The 17,954-nt window shown below is 68.5% G+C and carries 18 protein-coding genes; 15 read left to right on the top strand and 3 right to left on the bottom strand.

Annotation, left to right across the window (positions count from 1 at the left end; genetic code table 11):
* Positions 1-42: 42 nt before the first annotated feature.
* The 13 genes from KF715_07555 (at position 43) to KF715_07495 (ending at position 15,027) form a co-directional block, all read left to right on the top strand.
* On the top strand, positions 43-2,757 hold the full coding sequence (locus tag KF715_07555; GenBank protein ID MBX3736526.1) for a DUF3520 domain-containing protein: 2,715 nt from the start codon (positions 43-45) through the stop codon (positions 2,755-2,757).
* A gap of 153 nt (positions 2,758-2,910) precedes the next feature.
* Positions 2,911-3,606, top strand: coding sequence for an RDD family protein (locus KF715_07550; GenBank protein MBX3736525.1), 696 nt, complete (start codon positions 2,911-2,913; stop codon positions 3,604-3,606).
* Positions 3,603-4,169 carry a hypothetical protein gene (locus KF715_07545; GenBank protein MBX3736524.1) on the top strand — a complete coding sequence of 189 codons (567 nt, stop codon included), beginning with the start codon at positions 3,603-3,605 and terminating at the stop codon, positions 4,167-4,169. The genes KF715_07550 and KF715_07545 overlap by 4 nt, the downstream gene beginning before the upstream one ends.
* Position 4,170: 1 nt before the next feature.
* Entirely contained in the window at positions 4,171-4,743 is a 573-nt protein-coding gene (locus KF715_07540) for a hypothetical protein (protein ID MBX3736523.1), read from the top strand.
* Positions 4,740-5,090 carry a hypothetical protein gene (locus KF715_07535; protein ID MBX3736522.1) on the top strand — a complete coding sequence of 117 codons (351 nt, stop codon included), beginning with the start codon at positions 4,740-4,742 and terminating at the stop codon, positions 5,088-5,090. The genes KF715_07540 and KF715_07535 overlap by 4 nt, the downstream gene beginning before the upstream one ends.
* Positions 5,074-6,753, top strand: a complete 1,680-nt coding sequence (locus tag KF715_07530) for a hypothetical protein (protein ID MBX3736521.1) — start codon at positions 5,074-5,076, stop codon at positions 6,751-6,753. Before KF715_07535 ends, KF715_07530 begins: the two co-directional genes overlap by 17 nt.
* Complete coding sequence (locus KF715_07525) at positions 6,750-7,991, top strand: hypothetical protein (GenBank protein MBX3736520.1); 1,242 nt, start codon at positions 6,750-6,752, stop codon at positions 7,989-7,991. Before KF715_07530 ends, KF715_07525 begins: the two co-directional genes overlap by 4 nt.
* A 4-nt stretch (positions 7,992-7,995) precedes the next feature.
* Complete coding sequence (locus KF715_07520) at positions 7,996-8,961, top strand: MoxR family ATPase (GenBank protein MBX3736519.1); 966 nt, start codon at positions 7,996-7,998, stop codon at positions 8,959-8,961.
* 7 nt (positions 8,962-8,968) lie between these two features.
* Entirely contained in the window at positions 8,969-10,300 is a 1,332-nt protein-coding gene (locus tag KF715_07515) for a DUF58 domain-containing protein (protein MBX3736518.1), read from the top strand.
* The gene (locus KF715_07510) at positions 10,297-11,307 is read left to right on the top strand and encodes a stage II sporulation protein M (protein ID MBX3736517.1); all 1,011 of its coding nucleotides are present in this window, start codon (positions 10,297-10,299) and stop codon (positions 11,305-11,307) included. Before KF715_07515 ends, KF715_07510 begins: the two co-directional genes overlap by 4 nt.
* 11 nt (positions 11,308-11,318) lie before the next feature.
* Positions 11,319-12,104 carry an RDD family protein gene (locus tag KF715_07505; protein ID MBX3736516.1) on the top strand — a complete coding sequence of 262 codons (786 nt, stop codon included), beginning with the start codon at positions 11,319-11,321 and terminating at the stop codon, positions 12,102-12,104.
* A gap of 60 nt (positions 12,105-12,164) precedes the next feature.
* Entirely contained in the window at positions 12,165-12,704 is a 540-nt protein-coding gene (locus KF715_07500; GenBank protein MBX3736515.1) for a sigma-70 family RNA polymerase sigma factor, read from the top strand.
* Positions 12,705-12,729: 25 nt separating this feature from the next.
* On the top strand, positions 12,730-15,027 hold the full coding sequence (locus KF715_07495; GenBank protein ID MBX3736514.1) for a von Willebrand factor type A domain-containing protein: 2,298 nt from the start codon (positions 12,730-12,732) through the stop codon (positions 15,025-15,027).
* Positions 15,028-15,208: 181 nt separating this feature from the next.
* Here KF715_07495 and KF715_07490 read toward each other — a convergent pair whose 3' ends face one another.
* A complete protein-coding gene (locus tag KF715_07490; protein MBX3736513.1) occupies positions 15,209-15,391 on the bottom strand; it encodes a hypothetical protein in 183 nt (60 codons plus the stop codon).
* A gap of 188 nt (positions 15,392-15,579) precedes the next feature.
* On the opposite strand from KF715_07490, the gene KF715_07485 reads away from it, so the two are divergent.
* Entirely contained in the window at positions 15,580-16,077 is a 498-nt protein-coding gene (locus KF715_07485; protein MBX3736512.1) for a YhcH/YjgK/YiaL family protein, read from the top strand.
* 4 nt (positions 16,078-16,081) lie between these two features.
* Positions 16,082-16,963 (top strand): 23S rRNA (adenine(2030)-N(6))-methyltransferase RlmJ, encoded by an 882-nt coding sequence (locus KF715_07480; protein MBX3736511.1) that lies wholly within the window; start codon positions 16,082-16,084, stop codon positions 16,961-16,963.
* Here KF715_07480 and KF715_07475 read toward each other — a convergent pair.
* Both KF715_07475 and KF715_07470 read right to left on the bottom strand, forming a co-directional pair.
* Positions 16,938-17,168: a hypothetical protein gene (locus tag KF715_07475; protein ID MBX3736510.1), complete on the bottom strand. Its 231-nt coding sequence runs from the start codon at positions 17,166-17,168 to the stop codon at positions 16,938-16,940. The genes KF715_07480 and KF715_07475 overlap by 26 nt on opposite strands.
* 349 nt (positions 17,169-17,517) lie before the next feature.
* Positions 17,518-17,907: an Hsp20/alpha crystallin family protein gene (locus KF715_07470; GenBank protein ID MBX3736509.1), complete on the bottom strand. Its 390-nt coding sequence runs from the start codon at positions 17,905-17,907 to the stop codon at positions 17,518-17,520.
* Positions 17,908-17,954 lie beyond the last annotated feature (47 nt).

Here is a 17,954-nt window from a genome sequence, read left to right as displayed (position 1 = left end):
AAATCCCGGCGCGATGTGCCGATAAGAGGTTGGAGACACCCTTTGAGCGCCTCCGCCCGATCTCCTTCGTCCGCCGCGGTCGTCGCCGAGCTGCAAAGCCGGCATGCCACCGAAGTGCGGAGCTATGCGGTCGAGTTGTGGGACGGAGACGAGGGCAAGGCCGGAGCTTCCGTGGCGACCTTCTGGCGCGAGTGGGTGCCGCCGCCGGGCGTGGCGGACGAGATTCCGCGGGAGTTCGTGTTCGCCGCCGCGCGCCGCCAGATCGTGGCCGATCTGCGCCGCGCCGGAGCGAACCAGACGGAAGCGGAACTCGAAACCGACGCCGGCGCGGAAGCCGCGGACGCGAGCGCGCGCATCGCGGGTCGTTTTCGCCGGCTGACTTCCAAGCAGCAGGAAATGGTGCGGCTCCACCTAAAGCATCGCTTCGACCTCGATGAAATTGCGGAGATCGCGGAACTGACGCCGGCCAACGCCGCGCAGGTGTTGCACACGGCGATCGGCCGGCTCAACGGCTCGGCGCACGACGACCCGCGCGCGGTGCGGCTCGCACTCGCGGGGGCGAGCGGCGAAGCGCTGGCCGGCGAGGCGCCGGAGCGGCGCGCGCACGTCGCGGAGTTGCGCGTCACGCTCGAAGTCGCGCGGCAAGTGCTGGCGCGCGGCGCGGAATCCTTCCGACCGCGTCCGCGCGGCAATCGCCGGCGGGCGGTGTGGATTTGGGCGTTCGCACTCGGCGTCGCGGTAACCGCGGCGGCGACGGTCTGGTGGGCGCGGCGCGAGCCGTCGACCGAGGGCGAAGCGCCGGAAGCGCTCGCGGCGGAGGCGGGCGGGCAACAGCGCGTGGCGATCCGGCGCGTGGCGGGCGAGGCGCCGCCGGCCGAACGCCAAGCGAGTGCGGTGGAGGATCCGGCTTTCCCGAGCGCGGCCAGCGGTCGGCCGGCGAACCGTCCGCGAGTGGCATCGGTCGCATCGAAGACGGAGGTCGCTGAAACGGCCGCGAGCGATCGCGTGCGCGCGGCGTCAGGCAAGCAGCTGGCATCGGCCAAGCCGGCGGCGTCGGGTGTCGAGCGGCAGGAACCGCCGGCGCGCGGCGAAGGTGTCGCTGCCGTCGCGAAAAACATCCCGCCGAATACAGCGCAAACCGCCGGCGCCGCGGCGGAGGTTGACCGGCTTATTCAAGCGACTCCTCCGGCTTCGGTGCCGGCGAATGCGCGGGAGGAGCCGCGCGCCGTTGCCGCTGAGCGCGAGCGCGGTGCGGCCGAAACGACGCCCACGCGGGCGGCTCCGCGCGTCGACTCTGTTGCGCCGCCCACGCGTGAACCGGCCGCGGCGACCGAGGAGTTGCGTGCGGTTGAGCAAAAGCCGTTGCGTCCTCTGGCGGACAAATTGGACACGGCGCCGATCGCGGCGCTGCGCAAGGCGCTGACGGCGTCGCGCTGGCCGGCGCGGCGGGAGGTGAATGTCGGTGCGATGCTGGGCGCGTTGCCGCCCTCGCCCGAGGCACCGCGGAGCGACGCGCCGGTGTTTTCGACGCGGGTCGAGTCGAGCGTGTCGCCGTGGAATGCGGCGCGCCGGCTCGTGCGCGTGGCGGTGCGGGCGCGTGAAAACGCCCCGACGACGCGTGCGCCGGCGACGGTGATTTTGTTGCTCGATGTTTCCGGCTCGATGGACGCTCCGAATCGGTTGCCGCTCGTGCAGGCGGCGGTGGCGGGCCTGCTGCGTCGGCTGCGGCCGGAGGATCGGGTCGGCATCGTGACCTATGCGGGCGAGCCGACGATCCTGCTGCCGCCGGCGCGGTTGACGAACGAGCGCGAGGTGCGCGCGGCGATCGACGCGCTCGAAGCGAAGGGACGCACGAACGGCGGTGCGGGCTTGCGCGAGGCGTTCGCGATGGCGGCGGCGGATGCGGCCGCGGGCGGCGAACACGTCGTGATTCTTTGCACCGACGGCGATTTCAACATGGGCGCGACGAGCGAGGCGGAACTCGGGACGTTGATCGACGGGCACCGCGATGCGGGCGTGCGGCTCGCGATCTTCGGATTTGGGCGACCCGACCGGATCGATCCGCGGCTGGAGGCGCTGGCCGCGCGTGCGCGTGGCGGCAGCGGCTACGTGAACACGCGGGCCGAGGCGGAGCAGGCGCTGGTGTCGCAATTGGATCAGTTGTTCGCGCCGGTGGCGGAGCAGGTGAGTGCGACGGTCGAGTTCGACCCGGTGCGCGTGGCGCGGGTGCGGCGCGTCGGTGACGACGAGATGACGCCGGTGGTGCGCGGAGCGGAGATTCCGATCGCGCAACGCGGTCGCGTGTTGCCGGGGGAAACGCTCGCGGCGCTGTTTGAGGTGGAGCTCGCGGCTGGCGCGGCCGTCGGTGTAGCTGCGCCGTCCGAGCCGAATTCCGTAATACGGAGTTCGGCGGATCGCCATGGCGGCACCGCCGTGCGGGAGGTTCGAGGCGATGCCGAGGAGGCTTGGTGCGTGCGGGTCGCGGCGCGGTTGCCCGGCAGCGAGGGGCAAAGTCCGTATTACGGGCTTTCGTCGGGGGCGGTCGGGTCGGAGGAATTCGCGGAGGCGTCGGTGGATTTTCGTTTCGCGGTGGCGGTCGGTTTGTTCGGCGAGGTGTTGCGGGCCGGGCCGGAGCAGGCGGCGCGGTTGGACGACGTGGAGCGCTGGGCGCGCGCGGCGGTGGGCGAGGATGCGGGCGGCTACCGGGCGGAGTTGATCGCGCTCATCGAGCAGGCGCAGCGCGCGGCGCGGCGTTGAGGATGGGCGGCGGGCGGGGCGTCAACGCGCGAATTCACCTGAATTTCGCAGAAGCTCCGGAGCAATTTCGGTTGCCGCTCCGGCGGCGAGCGGGCAATTACACGCGACTATATGGAGTGGTTTTACGCGAATGGCGGGAATCGCATGGGACCGGTGACGGCGTCTGCTTTCGAGGGACTCGTGCGCGACAATATCGTGACGGCCGACACGCTCGTGTGGGCCAAGGGCATGACCGATTGGCAGCGTTGGAGCGAGGTCGAGCCGACGACCGGCGTGTGCGCCGTGTCGGGTGGGCGCTTCTTCTCGCGCGACCTCGTGACGCACGACGGCAAGCTCGTGAGCGCGGAGCAGAAGGACGAGTATTTCCAGCGCGTGCGGGAGGGCGTGCAGCATCCGGGCGAGGTCCACTTCGCGGGCTTCTGGGTGCGGTTCCTGGCGAAGTTCCTCGACGGATTGCTGCTGTGGATTCCGAACACGGCGATCAGTTTCGGGTTGTCGGCGGCGTTTTTCGGCAAGTTTCTGTTTTCGCCGCGGATGGACCAATTCGACATGGGCAAGTGGCTCGCGTATCAGGGCACGGCGATGCTGTGCACGACGTTGCTGAACGTGACCTACCAATGGTTCTTCCTCACGCGCCACGGCGCGACGCCGGGCAAGATGGCGCTCGGCCTCAAGGTGGTGCGCAGCGACGGATCGCCGATCACAGGCGGGCGCGCGGTCGGACGCGCGCTGGCGGAGGTGGTCAGTAGTTTTACGCTGTTGATCGGCTACATCATGGCGGCGTTCGACGACGAGAAGCGTTCGTTGCATGACCGCATGTGCGACACGCGCGTGATCCGCACGAAATGACGCCGCACAAGCTCGCGTGCCCCAAGTGCCGGCGCACCGTGCCGGAGGTTTACTGGCAGGGCGTCGATATCGTGCGCTGCCCGGCGTGCGAGGGCGAGTTCGAGCAGCTGCGTTTTCCGGCGCTCGCGGCGGCGCGACGCGTGGAACGGGCCGGCGCGATCGCGGCGGGCGAGGCGAACTGCTATTTCCACGCCGAGAATCGCGCCGAGGCGGCCTGCGACGGCTGCGGTCGCTACGTGTGCGCGGTGTGCCGTGTGCCGATGAGCGGGAAAAATTATTGCCCGTCCTGCCTCGAGACCCGCGCGGATCGGCGCAACTTGCCCGAAAATCACCGGGTGCTCTACGACCGCATCGCGCTGGTGCTGGCGTTCCTGCCGTTGATCGCGTGGCCGTTCACGCTGATCACCGCGCCGGCTGCGTTGGGCGTCTGCATCTACGCCTGGAAAAAGCCCGGCAGCCTCGTGCCGGGTTGGCGGCGCACCCGCATCGTGATCGCGGGGATCGTCGCGACGATCCAGGTGGGCGTGTGGTTGTTCGTCTTTGGTTCGATGCTGTTCCGCTGACATGGCCGAAAATCACTCAACGCCCACACCCGTCTACCGGAAGCTCACGCCGCTCAAGCGCGGCTTCGGCACACTGTCGCAGCTCTGCCTCGGGCCCGACCACCTGCTGCATCTCACGTCCACGGGCTACAGCGAAACCTACCGGCGCTTCTACCTGCGCGACATCCAGGCGATGCTGATCGTGCACACGGCGCGGCGCGTGATCTACGCGAGCGTGTTCGTGGTGGTGGGTCTGCTGGCGCTCATGATCGTGCACGCCGCGGACGGCGGCGCGGTCGGCATGGGCATCGTCGGAGGCGTGGTGGTGGCTTTGCTGGCCTGGAACCATGTGCGTGGCGCCGGCTGCCGCGTCGTGGTCATCACGGCCGTGCAACAGGAGAACGTGAACGCCCTCTGCCGCCTGCCGCGCACGCGAAAAGTCCTCGCCGAAATCCAGCCGTTGATCGAGGCGGCGCAGGCCGACCTCGCGGAGGCGAATGCCGTGGAAGCCGCCGCGCCGGGGGAAACCGGCGGCGCGAGCGCGGCGTCGCCGTCGTCGTTGCCACCTCCGTTGCCGCCGCCACTGCCGTCATGAGTTCGTTCGCGACGCGAAAATGCGTGCGGCACGTCGAGCGTGAAGCGGTGGCGCGATGTCCGTCGTGCGGCGGCGACTTTTGTCGGGAGTGCATCGTGGAGCACAATGGCCGCGTGTTGTGCGCGACCTGTCTGGCGAAATCGGTCGCCGGCGCCGGTGCGGCGCAAGATGCCACGCCGTGGAGGCGAAAGGGCGGAGATGCGGCGGTGACGGCGGCCTGCGTGCTGTTGCTCTGGATCGCGTTCTACGGTTTCGGGCAGTTTCTGAAGGCGCTGCCGCCGGACCTCCACGAAGGCACGGTGTGGCGCAAAGCAGTCGAGGGTGCCGGCAATGGCGAAGACCGCTGAGCGCAATCGAGCCCCGCGTGCGATCGACCTCATCGAGGAGGCCGTGCATCTGCTGCGCGCGCACCCCGGCGCGCTCGGTCTCTATTATGCGGGCGCGGCGCCGTTCGCGTGCGGAGTGGTGTTTTTCTGGGCGTATGTGAGCTGGTTCGTGCCGGCCGACGGCGCGGTCGCGTTCGGCGCGCTGGGACTGGCACTGGCCTTCGGCGCGATGCGCGTGGCGCAGCACCGCTACGCGCAGCGGTTGCGCGCGCACCTGACCGGCGATGCGCCGCCGCGCTGGCAGGCGCGCGATTGGCGGCGCGAGTGCGCGGTGCAATTCCGGTTGCAGGCGCCGGGCGTGGTGGTCCTGCCGCTCGCGGCGGTGTTCGGCGTGCCGTTCGGGTGGGCCTACGCGTATTTCCAGAACGCCGTCGTGCTGCCGGCGGGCGACGGCGCGAGCGCGGCGGAGCGGCGGCGCGCGGCTTGGGAGCAGGCCCTGCTCTGGCCGGGGCAAAACCACCGGGCGCTGGCGATTCTGTCGGTGCTTTGGGCGATGGTTTTTCTGAATGTGGCGGTTGCCTTCGTGGTCGTGCCGATGCTCGCGACGCGCTGGCTCGGGCTGCACACGGTTTTCGCGCTGTCGGGCTGGTCGTATCTCAACACGACTTTTCTCGCGGTGATCGCCGCGCTGACGCACCTCGCGGTCGGTCCGTTGATCAAGGCGTTCTACGTCGTGCGCGTGTTTCGCGGCGAGGCGCGGCGGAGCGGAGCGGATTTGTTGCTCGTGCTGCGTCGTGAGCAGGCCCGGCGCAGCGCGCTGCGCGCGGGCCTGGCGGCGCTCGTGCTCGCCGGCGCGCTGGGCGGCGGCGTGTCAACGACGCGCGCCGCGGAGGCGACTCCGGGGCCGGCGGTCGCGTTGGAGTCGCGGCAGCTCGATCGCGCGCTCGACGAAGTGCTCGCGCGGCCGGATTTCCGCTGGCGCTTGCGGCAGGCATCGGAGGCCGGTGCGGGGCAGAAAAAGAAAGAGGGCATCATCATGGGTTTCCTGCGCACGACGTTCGAGACCGCGCGGGAGGCGGCCCGGGCGGTCGGGCGCTGGTTCGATTCCGCCAAGCGCTGGCTCGCGGACCTGTTGCCCGGCGGCAAGGACGACAAGACGCCGACTCGCGGTCGGGACGGCACAGCGTCGCTGCGCTGGATGGACGTGCTGCAATTCGGCGCCTACGCGCTCCTCGCGATCGTGGCCGGACTGCTGCTGTGGGTGGTGTGGAAGGTTTTCGAACACAACCGGACCCGGCCGTTCGCGGCCGGCGCAGCGGGCGCGTGGCCGACGGCGACGCCGGATTTGCAGGACGAGAATGTCGAAGCGTCGCGCCTGCCCGCGCACGAGTGGCTCGCGCTCGCGCGCGCCAAGCTCGCCGCCGGCGAGTGGCGGCTGGCGTGGCGCGCGCTCTTCCTCGCGACGATCGCGACGCACGCGCACGACGGCTTGCTCTCGCTCGCGAAGTTCAAGACGAACCTCGACTACGAACGCGAACTGCGGCGGCGGGCGCTCGGCCGCGCGGCGGTGGCGGAGGAATTCCGCGCGCGCCGACAGGCCTTCGAGGCCGTGTGGTATGGCCACGAGCAGGCGAGCGCCGAGGGGGCGCGCGAGTGGCTGCGGGAATTGGAGGCTCCGCGATGAGCCGCCGCATGCTCCGCTGGCTGCTTCCCGTGACGGCGCTGGCGCTGGCCGCGCTCGCGCTCGGCTGGGTGTTCTCGGTCCGGCTCGGCGGCGGCGACGCCTATCCGGCCTATTCGTCGTTCCGTGCGGACGCGCTCGGCACGCGCGCACTTTACGAGGCGCTCGAGACGCTGCCGGATTTTCGCGTTGAGCGTCAGCTGAAGCCGCTCGCGCGGCTCGGCGCGGGGTCGCGGCTCGTCGTGCTGCCGGGATTGCTGTGGCACGACTGGGAGAAGATTCCCGAGGACGAACTCGCGGCGCTGAACGCGGCGGCGAACGCCGGCAGCACGGTGGTGCTCGCCTTCCAGAGCGTGAGCAAGGACGAGGAGGAGGCGTGGGTCGCCGCGGAGAAGGCCCGGGAGAAGCGCGAAGCCGAGGCGAAGAAACACGCCGGCGAAGAGGAGAACGAAAAGGACAAGAAAGCGAAGAAACCGGCGCACGGACCCGGCGCGCGCGCCCGGCGCGAGCCGGAGAAAAAGACGATCGCCGCCGCCTGGCAGGTCGCGCTCGGCGTGCGCACGCTCCTCGCGCCACCCACGGCGCAACGCGCGGCGACCGCGCCGATGGCGCTCACGCCCGAGCTCGGGTGGCACAGCGAACTTTATTTCCAGCCGTCCGACGGTGCGCCGTGGCGGACGCTCTACACGCGCGGGCCCTCGAAGGTGGCGGTGGAGCGGCCGTTCGGCGCGGGTCGGATCGTGTTGCTCGCCGACGCGTTCGCGTTGAGCAACGAGGCGATGCAGAACAAGCGCGCGACCGGGCTGGTGGCGTGGCTCGTCGGTGCGCATCGCCGCGCCGTGTTCGTCGAAAGTGCACTCGGCCTCGGCGAGGAGAACGGAGTGGGATTTCTGGCCCGGCGCTACGGGCTCGGTGGCGCGATGGCGTTGCTGGCGCTGCTCGCGGCGTTGTATCTGTGGCGGCGGGCGGTGGCGTTTTATCCGGTGCGCGATCCGCTGGAGGCGGGCGGCGAGATTGCGCTCGGTTACGAGCCGGCGGCCGGGCTCACGGCGCTGCTGCGGCGCGCGCTCGGTGCGGGCGCGGTGTTGCCGGCGTGTGTCGAGGAATGGCGCGCGGTGCGGCGGGCTGGCGGCAATGCGGCGGCGACCGCGCGTTTCGACGCCGCGTGGGCGGCGCGCGATCCGAAGGCGGCACCGGTTGGGACCTACAACACGCTCGTGCGGGAGCTGAAGCCGCGCTGAATTTATGAACGAGAAACTCGAACCCACTCTCGCCGCGCTCGCGGCGGCCCGACGCGAAGTCGCCAAGGTCATCATCGGCCAGTCGGCGGCGGTGGAGCTGGCGCTCATCACGATCCTCACGCGGCAGCACGCGCTGCTCGAGGGCGTGCCTGGCGTGGCGAAGACGCTGCTCGTGCGCACGCTCGCCCATGTGCTCGGCGCGGAGAGCGGCCGCGTGCAGTTCACGCCCGACCTGATGCCGGCGGACATCACCGGCACGAACATCTTCAACCTGCAGACGAACCAGTTCACGCTCGTGCGCGGGCCGGTGTTCACGACGTTCATGCTGGCCGACGAAATCAACCGCGCGCCGGCGAAGACGCAGGCGGCGCTGCTCCAGGCGATGCAGGAACGCTGCGTGACGATCGACCGCGAGACGCACGCGCTCGATCCGGACTTCACCGTGTTCGCGACGCAGAACCCGGCGGAGTCGGAGGGCACTTATCCGCTGCCCGAGGCGCAGAAGGATCGCTTCATGTTCCGCATCCAGATGGCGTGTCCGGCGCGCGACGACGAAATCTCGCTCGCACGGCGCATGCTCACGGCCGACGCGCCCGAGGCGGCGCTGGCGCGCGGCGACGTGCAGGCGGTGCTCGAGCGCGGTCAGCTCGCGACGCTCCGCGCCAGCCTCGATGCAATCGCGGTGCGGGACGAGCTGATGGCCTACATCGTCGATCTCGTGCGTGCCACGCGCACCGATGAAAGTGTGCTGGTGGGTGCGGGGCCGCGCGCGACGCAGTCGCTGTTGCTCGGCGGCCGGGCGAAGGCGGCGATCGAGGGGCGCGACTACGTGACGCCCGACGACATCCGGCAACTCGCGCCGGCGGTGCTCGCGCATCGCATCGTGCTGCGGCCGGAATTCGAGATCGAAGGGTTGTCGGTCAACGAAGTGCTGAATCGCCTGCTCGAGCAGGTCGCGGTGCCGCGGTGAGGCGCGCATGATCCCGGTTCCGTCCCAACGTCTGTTGTGGTGCGTCGCGGCGCTCGTGCCGGCGGCGGCGCTGGCGGGGCCGTTGCCGGAGCTCTGGCCGTTGTGCGTGATCGCACTGGCGGCGCTGGCGTTGGCGACGGGCGTCGACCTGTTGCTGACGCTGCGGGCGGGACGTTTGCCGGTCGTGACGGGCGAGGCGGTCGGTCGGCTGACGAAGGACCGCGCGGCGAAGCTGCCACTCATGCTCAGCTACGACGTGGACGCGCCGGCCGAGGTGCGGCTGGGACTGGCGTTGCCGGCGGTGTTTGCGAGCAAGGAGCGGGTCCTCCGCGTTGCGCTGCCGGCGGGCGGCAAGCGCGTGCTCGTGTCCTGGGAATGCACAGCGGGGCGGCGCGGACGCTTTGCGCCGGGCCCGGTGTGCCTCGAGGCGGACTCGCGGTTCGGCTTCTGGCAGCTGCGCGCGCAGCAGGCGCTCGCGGGCGAGTTGCGCGTGTATCCGAATTTGTTCTCCGAGCGGAGGCAGCTCGCGGCGCTGTTCCTGAATCGCGGCTTGGCGGGCGTGCAGCTGCGGCGAACGGTGGGACGCGGACGTGAATTCGAGCGGTTGCGCGAGTATCAGCCGGGCGACAGCTTCGACGAGGTGCATTGGAAAGGCACGGCGAAGCGCGGGCGTCCGGTGACGAAGATTTTTCAGGTCGAGCGCACGCAGGAAATCTACGTCGTGATCGATGCGTCGCGGTTGTCGGCGCGGCCGGTGACGATCGACGGGCGCAGCGTGACGACGCTCGAGCGGCAAATCACTGCGACGCTCGTGCTGCTGCTCGCGGCGGGACGGCAGGGCGACCGGTTCGGACTCGTGGCGCACGACGCGCGCGTGCGGACGTTCGTGCGCGCCGGGAGCGGCGCGACGCACTACGGCGCGTGTCGCGAAGCGGTGCACGCGCTGGAATCGAGCGAGACGACGCCGGATTTTGCGGAGCTGTTCGCGCTGCTGCGCACGCGGCTGCAACGGCGCTCGCTGCTGGTTTTTCTGACGGACTTGAGCGATCCGGTGCTGGCGGAGGAATTCGTGAAGCACATCCCGGTGCTCTCGCGGCAGCATCTCGTGCTGGTGAATCAGGTGCGCGCGCCCGGCGCGGAGCCGGTGTTTTCGCGACCGGTGGCGAGCGAGGTGGAGATGGTGGAGCGGCTCGCGGGACACTATCAATGGCGCGAGGCGCACGAGATCGCGCGGTTGCTGCGGCCGCACGGCGTGACCTGCGCGTTGCTCGAGCACGAACGGCTCGCGGCGGAAATGGTCGGGCAATACCTGCGCGTGAAGGGAGGCGGATTGCTGTGATCGTCGACCTCGCGAGATTCGTCGCGGCGGAGGAGCCGCATTGGCAGCGATTGGAGAAGCTGCTCGAACGCCGGCAGGGCGATGCCTGGGCGCCGCTGTCGCTCGCGGAGGCGAAGGAGCTGGATTATCTGTATCGGCGCGCGGGGGCGGACTTGGCGCGGGTGGCGTCGTTTTCGGCGGAGCCGGAGATGCGGCGGCGGCTGGAGTTGCTCGTGGCGCGGGCTTACGCGGAGATCCACGGCACGCGGCGGGCGGGCGCGGCGCGGTTGCGGCCGTGGCAGTGGCTGAGCGCGACGTTTCCGCAGACGCTGCGGCGGCATGCGCGAGCGCTGTTGCTGACGGTGGTGGTGACCTTGGCCGGCGCGATTTTCGGCGGCGTGGCGGTGGCGGTGGACCCGGAGGCGAAGGAAGCGCTGATGCCGTTCTCGCATTTGCAGGGGAGTCCGGCGGACCGCGTCGCCGAAGAAGAGGCGGCGATGAAGGACCGGCTGGCCGGACACAAGGCGACGTTCGCCGGCGAGCTGATGACGCACAACACGCGCGTGTCGCTGTTCGCGCTGGCGCTGGGCTTCGCGTGGGGCGCGGGGACGCTCGTGCTGCTGTTCTACAACGGCGTGATTCTCGGGGCGGTGATCGCGGATTATCTGCTGGCGGGGCAGGGCGTGTTTCTCGCGGGGTGGCTGCTGCCGCACGGGGTGATCGAGATTCCGGCGATTCTCGTCGGAGCGACGGGCGGCTTCGTGCTGGCGCGCGCGGTGATCGGGCGCGACGACGGGCGTCCGCTGGCGGTGCGCTTGCGCGCGGTGGCGGATGACGTCGCGACGCTGGCGGCCGGCACGGCGCTGATGCTGGTGTGGGCGGGCGTGGTGGAGTCGTATTTGTCGCAGTATCACGAGCCGGCGATCCCCTATGCGTTGAAGATCGCGTTCGGCGTGGTGGAATTCGGTTTGTTGGTCGCGTATCTCGGCTGGGTCGGGCGCGGGAAGGCGCAGGAGGCGGCGTCGTGACGGACGAGCGCGTGGATCGCTTGCGGGTGCGCACGCCGGAGGGCGTGAGCTTCACGTTTCATCTGGCGAGTCCGGTGACGCGGCTGGCGGCGTGGTTCGTCGACGCGCTGACGATCATGGCGGCGTGGACGGCGATCTCGACGGCGATTTTGCTGCTGGGGTTGCTGAGCGCGGACATCGCGCGCGGGGCGGTGCGGATCGGGTTCTTCATTTGGGTGACCGGTTACGGCATCGCGCTGGAGTGGCTGTGGAACGGGCAGACGCTCGGGAAACGGATGTTGCGGCTGCGGGTGATGGACGAGCGCGGGCTGCCGCTGCGGTTTTCGCAGGTCGTGATCCGCAACCTGCTGCGCGCGGTGGATGTGCTGCCAGTCGCGTATCTCGTCGGCGGCGTGGCGGCGTTGATGGGGCGGAAGAGCCAGCGGCTCGGCGATTTCGCGGCGGCGACGATCGTCGTGCACGAGGCGCCGCCGGTGCGCGTGGATCTCGGCGGCATCGTGTTGGGAAAATACAATTCGCTGCGCGGCCACCAGCACGTGGCGGCGCGCTTGCGGGCGCAGATCAGCCCGGCGCTGGCGTATGCGGCGTTGCAAGCGTTGTGGCGGCGGGAGGAGTTGGAGGATGCGGCGCGCGTGACGCTGTTCGCGGAACTGGCGCGGCATTTCCGTTCACTGACGACGTTGCCGTCCGAGGTGGACGAAGGCATTTCGGACGAGCAGTTCGTGCGCAACGTGGTCGAGGTCGTGTTCGGTGCGCGGCCGGAGACGGCGGCGGCGGGCGTGCCCGCGGGGCGTTGAGATCCGCGGCGCAATTTTTCTGGTTTCGGGCCTAAGAAGGCGCAGGCTCGCGCGTCGAGCATGGCAGGTGACGTGAACACCCCAGGAACAATCAATGAAAGCCATGCCTTCGTGGAGACGGCGGTCGCCCGCCATCAAGCGCCGTTGCTGCGCTATGCCACCCGACTCTTGCACGGGGACGCCGATCGCGCGCGTGACGTCGTGCAGGATACCTTCGTCAAATTGCTCGCGCAGAAACCGGCCGACGTCGAGGGACACCTCGCGGAGTGGCTGTTCACGGTCTGCCGCCATCGCACGCTCGACGTGCTGCGGAAGGAGGGGCGCATGAAGTTCTTCGAGGAAGGCCAGGCCGAGCGCTTGACGGCCGCCGAGCCGTTGCCCGGCGCGGGCGCGGAGCGGGCCGAGGCGCAAGCTGCGGTGTTGAAGCTCATCGAGAGGCTGCCGCGCAACCAGCAGGAAGTGGTGCGCCTCAAGTTTCAAAACGGTTTCAGCTACAAGGAAATCAGCCGCATCACGTCGCTGTCGGTGACGAATGTCGGCTTCATTCTGCACACCGCCGTGGCGCGGCTGCGAAAGGAGATGGCGGCGCAGGCCGAGTGAGGCGCGCCCCGGAAAAGGAACGACCATGAAAATTTCGGAATTCAACCAAGACGATCCTCGCCTGACGGCTTACGCGCTCGACGAGATGGAGCCGGCGGAACGCGCCGAGTTTGAACGGTGGCTGCAGCAGCACCCGGAGGCGCAGAAAGCGGTGGAGGAAATCCGCGCCGCGGCGGCGATGCTCGGCGAGGCGCTGGCGGAGGAGCCGGCGGGAGCGGACAACTTGATCGATGCGGCTGCAGTCCTCGCGGCGCAGCCGAAGGCTGAGCCGGTCGACGAATATCGTCGGAAGCGCAGCAAGCTGCTGCAGTTCCCCGCGCTCTATTACATGACCGCCAGCCTCGCGGCGGCGTGCTTCGCGGTGATGTTTTTCACCTCCGCCGAATATTCGGCGAAGGAGCAGAAGCGCTACATCGAGATGAACGAGACGATGGCGGATGCGATGCGCGCAAAAGAAAAGGGGAAGCGCATGCTCGAGTCCGAAGAGCGTGCGCTCGCGGCACAGATCCAATCGCAGGAGCAGACGCCGCGTCCGGCCGTGACGTTCGCTTTGCCGTCGACTCCGCCGCCGCCTCCTCCGACCGATGCCGCGCAAGTCGCGCTGGCGGGTGCGAGCTCCAATCAAGTTGCGAGCGGGGATGTGGCCTTCTCGACGCCGCTCGAGTTGCGCGCGAACCAAGGAAACGAGATGGTCAAACTCGAGCAATTCGCCGTGACCAGTGCGGCACAGACCACCGCAGGTGCCGCGCAGGAACCGATGACGTTCGGGTATAGCGGGCCGGTCGGCGCTCGCCCAGCGGCGGCGCGGATGAGTTCGCCTTTGAGCGCCAAGCGCGCGCCAGCGCTCCTCACGGGCGGTTTGGTGCTGCCACAGACCGAACCGTCGAACACCGAAAGCTACGCACACACGGAAGAAAATCCGTTTCTCACGGTCGCGCAGAATCCGCTGTCGACCTTCTCGGTCGATGTCGACACGGCGTCCTACGCGAACGTCCGGCGCTTCCTCCAACAGAAGCACCTGCCGCCGAAGGGCGCGGTGCGCATCGAGGAGCTGGTGAATTATTTCCCATATCGCTACGCGCCGCCGAGCGATCGCGCGCCGTTTGCCGCGCATTTGGAGGTGGCGAGCGCGCCGTGGGCGCCAGAGCACCGGCTCGTGCGCATCGGGTTGAAGGGGCGTGAGGTCAGCGATGCGGCGCGGCCGAAGGCGAACCTCGTGTTCCTGTTGGATGTGTCCGGCTCGATGAATGCGGCGAACAAGCTCCCGCTCGTGAAGCAGTCGCTGCGGATGATGCTCGAAAAGCTCCGGACCGACGATCGCGTGGCGATCGTCGTCTACGCGGGTGCGTCGGGCATGGCGCTGCCGTCGACGCCGGTGCGCGAGAAGGCGAAGATCATTTCCGCGATCGATCAGTTGCAGGCAGAGGGCTCGACCAACGGCGCGGCGGGCATCCAGCTCGCCTACGACATCGCGAAGGCGAACTTCGTCACCGGCGGCGTCAACCGCGTGGTGCTGGCGACGGACGGCGACTTCAACCTCGGCGTGTCGGACGAGAGTCAGTTGACCGACTTGATCCAGGAGAAGGCGAAGAGCGGGGTGTTCCTCAGCGTGCTCGGCTTTGGCATGGGCAACTACAAGGACAGCACGCTCGAGCAGCTGGCCGACAAGGGTAATGGCAACTACGCCTACATCGACTCGCTCGCCGAGGCGAAGAAGACGCTCGTCGAACAGGCCGGCGGCACGCTCGTGACGATCGCGAAGGACGTGAAGCTCCAAGTGGAGTTCAATCCGGCAGTCGCGCAGGCCTATCGGCTCATCGGCTATGAGAACCGCCTGTTGCGGAAGGAAGATTTCAACAACGACAACGTCGACGCCGGTGAAATCGGTGCGGGCCACACCGTGACGGCGCTCTACGAAGTGATCCCGGTCGGCGTGCCGATGCCGGAGGCTGGCTCGGTCGATGCGCTGAAATACCAGAAAGCGGGGAGCGGGGAGCGGGGAGCGGGGAACATGGCAAGGGCGAGTGGCGAGTTGCTCACGCTGAAGGTGCGCTACAAGGAGCCGGCGGGCGACGTGAGCACGAAGCTCGAGTTCCCGTTGCGCGATACCGGCAAGGCTTTCGCGGACGCGAGCGCGGACTTCAAGTTTGCGGCGGCCGTGGCGGCTTTCGGCATGCGCCTGAAGAATTCGCCGCACCACGGCGAAGCCAGTTTCGCGGCGATCTCCGAGTGGGCGCGCGAGGGCACCGGCGACGACACCGGCGGCTACCGCGCCGAGTTCGTCGAGCTTGTGGACGAGGCGTCGTCGCTGGCGGAGAATTGAGCCGCGGAGGTCGCGCGAAGAACGACCGTCTGGTGTCGTTCGTTCGCGCGGGAGAGGGCGCGAACGCTGGGCGCGTCAGGCGTCGGCAGCACATTCGGGGCGGTCACGTCCGACTGGCCAAAACAAAAAGCCCGCTCGGTCGGAGCGGGCTCGGGAAAGGAGCGACGGTGGTCGCGGTGGGTTATTTCTTCTCGGGCGCCTTTTCGTCCTTCTTGCAGGCGCAGGTCTTGCCGTCCTTGGAGCAGTTGCACTCCTTGCAGTCCTTGTCCTTGCAGGTTTCCTTCTTGGCGTCGTCGCCGGCGAAGGCGAGCGAGCCGAGGGTGAGCGCGAAGAGGGTGACGACGAGGCGAGTCAGGTTTTTCATGTAGTCTGGGGAGGGAGGTTGGTTGGGAGAGCCGCCGTTCGGAATGAATCGGCGCTGGAGGTGTAATACGACATATCGGCGCTTTCCCCTCGAACTTTTTTTCGCCGCGGCGGACCGAGCTCGACGGGGTGGGGTGGCGGCGGTGGAACGCTCTTGCCGGACGCGTGGTGCGGGCAAATCCTCGAGGCATGGCAATTTTCGGACCTTTCGCCGTCGTTCGCGCGCAACAATCGGCTCCGCAGTTCGCGGAGGCATTCGCCTACGTGGAAGAGGCGCTGCGACCCGGATCGGCAGTCAATCGTCGCATCCTCGCGACGGCGGTCGGCACCAGCCAGAAATTGGATCTCGGCGGCGGAGCGTTCGTCATCGAGCAGGTTTATCAGGCCAAGCCGCGGCCGGAGGGATTTTTCGAGTCGCACCGGAAATACATCGATGTGCAGGTCATCGTCGCGGGCGAGGAGGCGATGGAAGTCGACGATATCAGCCGGTTGACGACCACTATGGAATTCAATGCCGAGCGCGACCTGATCAAATACGCCGACACGGCGCACGCTTCGCGTCTCGTGATGCGTGCGGATGACGCAGCGCTCTTTTTCCCGGCGGACGGCCACATGCCTTCGCTGCAACTGGCGAGCGGCGTCGCGCAGGTCGTGCACAAGGCGGTGGTGAAGGTGCCGGTGTTCTGAGCCCGTGAATTACCGTCATCATTACCACGCCGGGAACTATGCCGACGTGTTCAAGCATGTGCTGTTGCAGCAGCTCGTGCGCGCGATGCAACGGAAGGAGAAGGGTTTTCTCTACCTCGACACTCACGCCGGGCGCGGCGGCTACGACCTGAGCACGACCAATGTGTTGCCGGACGGGCGCGAGCGCGCGCCGGAATGGCCGGCGGGCATCGGGCGCGTGTGGGGGGCGGCGGGTTTGCCGGAGGAAGTGTCGCGCTACGTGGCGGCGGTGCGGGAATTCCAGGCGCGCGCGAGTGGCGCCGTGGCGGCGGGCGAGCCGCAGCTTTATCCCGGTTCGCCGTGGATCGTGGCGGCGCAGCTGCGCGCGCAGGATCGTGCGGTGCTGTGCGAGTTGCGCGAGGACGATGCGGAGGCGTTGGCGCAGGATTTCCGCGCGCACCGGCGTGTGTCGGTGCAGCGCATGGACGGCTACACGGCGTTGAAGGCGATGCTGCCGCCGCCGGAGAAGCGCGCGCTGGTGCTGATTGATCCGCCGTTCGAGAACGCGAGCGAGTTCGCCGACATCCGGCTGGCGCTGCGCGAGGCGCTGGCGCGTTTTCCGAGCGGGACCTATGCGATCTGGTATCCGATCACGGAGCGGGCGAAGAGCGACCGGTTCCTGCGCGAGGTGGCGGAGTCACCGTTCGCGCCGCCGGCGTTGTGCGCGGAGTTGCAGATCGCGGCGGATTCCGCGCAGGTGCGCATGAAAGGCTGCGGGCTGCTCGTGCTGAATCCGCCGTGGCAGATCGACGACGAGTTTCGGCGCGTGTTGCCGGCGCTGGCGGAACGGTTGCGGCAGGACGCGGGCGGCGAGGCGCGCGTCAGTTGGCCGGTGCCGGAACGTTGATCAGCGAGGCCGCGGAATCGGCGGCGTCAGCGACACGGCGGGTGATGCGATTGGCCGTGAAGGGCAGCGGCTCGAAGGGCACGCGCGGGTTGAGTTGCGGTGCACGGAAAACCGGACGCCCCCACAGCACATCGCGCATCGCGCCCGAGCGAGGGGCGAAACCGGCCGAAGCGGCGCGGCTGAGGCGTTGGGTGAAGTGCGTCATGATGGGAGAGGCTTGCTGCTCTTAGGAAACGCGGGGACGGCATTTTGTTTCTTAGAAAATGCCGGAACGGGAAAAATTTTGCGCAGCGCTGCCTGCGCCGGCCATGCGATGCGGCGTGACGACGCGGCGGCGCGCATGCGGTGTTCGGTGATGCGGCGCGTCGGGCGGGAGAATTTCGCTGCCAGCGTGGAGGGAGCGCGGGTGTTTTGTGAATAACTCGCGATCGGGCGTATCTCGGACCCCTAAATGGGAAGCGGGCCGCCCACCCCTGGGCGGCCCGCCATTGCTGTTATCTACCCCAAACCCCCGCTAGGCGGGGGAAGCTATGCGACAAATCTTATAGCCGGTTTCATGCCACGCGGCGTGCCAAGCTGCGTGTCACAGAAACATTACGTTTCGGCACGACGATCATTAGGACGCCGTCGCGCATCTCGGCACGGAGCGTATCGAAATCGAAACCGAGGCCGAGGCGGAGCTTCAGCTCGTAGTCGCGCTGGGCGGCTTCGAGGTGGAGCGCGGAGAAATTGATCCGCACCGGATGGTTCTTGCGTGCGACGATCACGAGGTCCGGTCCGCGCGTGGTGATGTCCACGTGGCTGGGATCCACGCCGGGGATGAACACGGCGAGTTTCAGCGCCTGCGCGAGGTCCGTGATCTCGTAGCGAGGTTGACGGAACTCCGCGACGGCGACGTTGCTGTCGGTCTCGGAGTGGCTGAGGGCTGGGATGATCGTATGCATTGACTGGAAAAGGTTGGAAAAAGGTAATGAAGAGCGGGGCTCGTCGG

It is taken from the genome of Candidatus Didemnitutus sp. (assembly GCA_019634575.1).
GTDB lineage: Bacteria > Verrucomicrobiota > Verrucomicrobiia > Opitutales > Opitutaceae > Didemnitutus.
The sequence above is the reverse complement of the archived record's forward strand: the minus strand, read 5'-3'. Positions and strand labels throughout refer to the sequence as shown.

Coding starts and splice junctions, on each gene's coding strand:
- KF715_07470 (MBX3736509.1), bottom strand. CDS start 17,907: ATGCATACGATCATCCCAGCCCTCAGCCACTCCGAGACCGACAGCAAC.
- KF715_07495 (MBX3736514.1), top strand. CDS start 12,730: ATGAAAATTTCGGAATTCAACCAAGACGATCCTCGCCTGACGGCTTAC.
- KF715_07515 (MBX3736518.1), top strand. CDS start 8,969: ATGATCCCGGTTCCGTCCCAACGTCTGTTGTGGTGCGTCGCGGCGCTC.
- KF715_07490 (MBX3736513.1), bottom strand. CDS start 15,391: ATGAAAAACCTGACTCGCCTCGTCGTCACCCTCTTCGCGCTCACCCTC.
- KF715_07535 (MBX3736522.1), top strand. CDS start 4,740: ATGAGTTCGTTCGCGACGCGAAAATGCGTGCGGCACGTCGAGCGTGAA.
- KF715_07545 (MBX3736524.1), top strand. CDS start 3,603: ATGACGCCGCACAAGCTCGCGTGCCCCAAGTGCCGGCGCACCGTGCCG.
- KF715_07540 (MBX3736523.1), top strand. CDS start 4,171: ATGGCCGAAAATCACTCAACGCCCACACCCGTCTACCGGAAGCTCACG.
- KF715_07530 (MBX3736521.1), top strand. CDS start 5,074: ATGGCGAAGACCGCTGAGCGCAATCGAGCCCCGCGTGCGATCGACCTC.
- KF715_07500 (MBX3736515.1), top strand. CDS start 12,165: ATGGCAGGTGACGTGAACACCCCAGGAACAATCAATGAAAGCCATGCC.
- KF715_07485 (MBX3736512.1), top strand. CDS start 15,580: ATGGCAATTTTCGGACCTTTCGCCGTCGTTCGCGCGCAACAATCGGCT.
- KF715_07475 (MBX3736510.1), bottom strand. CDS start 17,168: ATGACGCACTTCACCCAACGCCTCAGCCGCGCCGCTTCGGCCGGTTTC.
- KF715_07520 (MBX3736519.1), top strand. CDS start 7,996: ATGAACGAGAAACTCGAACCCACTCTCGCCGCGCTCGCGGCGGCCCGA.
- KF715_07525 (MBX3736520.1), top strand. CDS start 6,750: ATGAGCCGCCGCATGCTCCGCTGGCTGCTTCCCGTGACGGCGCTGGCG.